Origin of the sequence: Bartonella sp. AC158YNML (assembly GCF_042196725.1) — a bacterium.
Taxonomy (GTDB): domain Bacteria; phylum Pseudomonadota; class Alphaproteobacteria; order Rhizobiales; family Rhizobiaceae; genus Bartonella.
Genome location: NZ_JBHIQU010000079.1, coordinates 1 through 935 on the forward strand (window position 1 = coordinate 1; position 935 = coordinate 935).

General features: G+C 36.6%; 1 protein-coding gene. It reads right to left on the reverse strand.

All coding sequences use genetic code 11. The annotated features are described in order from the left end of the window. Positions 1-88: 88 nt before the first annotated feature. Positions 89-745: a hypothetical protein gene (locus tag ACFIM1_RS09325; RefSeq protein WP_375615327.1), complete on the reverse strand. Its 657-nt coding sequence runs from the start codon at positions 743-745 to the stop codon at positions 89-91. Positions 746-935: the final 190 nt, after the last annotated feature.

Below are 935 nucleotides of genomic sequence, written 5' to 3' on the forward strand. Positions count from 1 at the left end.
GAGATACCCTCACATAATAGATATGTGTTAAACGGTTAGGAAAATTTGATTGGAAAGAAGGCGCCCCCGCCGCGCCCCGCGCTGTTATTTAAGCAGCGTCTCTTATGATTTGATCACAAATTTTAATATGACCATTTAATTTTTTTGTATCTATATATGAATTGCCAAAAACACTCACTTGATCACAAATGTATGTATAGCCTGTAATTTTTGCATTCTCATAAATACAAGCATCATCACCAACTATAGCAAAAAACCAAACTTGAGCATTGTCAAAAATCTTTGCATTGCCATAAGCTTGCGCATAGCCAGTCAGTAAAGCATCATCATAGATTTTAGCATGACCTTTTATAACAGCCCTGTCCGATACCTCAGCATGATTCAAAACGCAGGCATAACCGTAAACATAAGTTCTTCCAAAAACCACGGCATGATCAGCAACCCTAGCATTGTCATAAACCACGGCATTATCATAAACTTGTGCATAGCCTTCAATTTTTGCATTATCGAAAACATAAGCTTCATTTAAGACTTTAGCATTATCAGAAACATAGGCATTATTATAAACACAAGCATCATCATAGACCCAGCAATTGTCATAATGCGATAGGTTATCTTCCTTTTCAACAAAACCGCCTAAATCGCCAGCCTTGACATCAGAAAAGTCTTTTAAAGCTTTAATGCGATAAAGAATTTGATTACTAATTACACGCGTTTCATTTGTGAGTGCAAACTTTTTTTGCATAGCACAATTCCTTTATAAGGAGATTTAAATTTTAAAATGAGATGTTTTAAAGAGGGGCGCCCCCGCCCGCGCCCGCGCGTTATTTACGCAGCGTTATTTATATCCTGATCAAAACCACAGACATCTTCAGAAAATTTCTTATTTTCTTTAAGCACAGCATTGCCATAAATCGTTGTAAATTGGCAAATTT

What these genes read in the sequence shown, in the direction of transcription:
- ACFIM1_RS09325 (WP_375615327.1), bottom strand. Translation starts at nt 745, where the DNA reads ATGCAAAAAAAGTTTGCACTCACAAATGAAACGCGTGTAATTAGTAAT.